Annotated in this window: 1 pseudogene; it reads right to left on the bottom strand. The window is 43.0% G+C overall.

Features of this window, described 5'->3' with window-relative positions:
• Window positions 1-70: 70 nt before the first annotated feature.
• Window positions 71-251 (bottom strand): annotated as a pseudogene (locus P6709_RS20125) (hypothetical protein); the annotation flags it as partial.

The raw sequence follows: 251 nt of genomic DNA, 5'->3' as shown, positions 1-251 counted from the left end.
AAAAAGGACAGCTATTATATATTGATGAAATTAATATGGCAAAACCTGAAACTCCGGCTTGCCTTCTTCGTCAAGCAAATAGGTGGTCGGGATCGTGAATTACCGTTACAATCGCAGGCTTTAGGAGAGGCAGGATAATCCGGGTGTAGATATCAACATAGGAAGCCTTCACAAATGTATCTGCAAGGACAGATGTATCCACGCTTGAAGAAGCGTTACATACGCATCTATCAAGCTTTGAAGCGCTGACC

The organism is Jeotgalibacillus sp. ET6 (assembly GCF_029667115.1).
GTDB lineage: Bacteria > Bacillota > Bacilli > Bacillales > Jeotgalibacillaceae > Jeotgalibacillus.
This window is presented reverse-complemented; position numbering and strand designations above follow the sequence as displayed.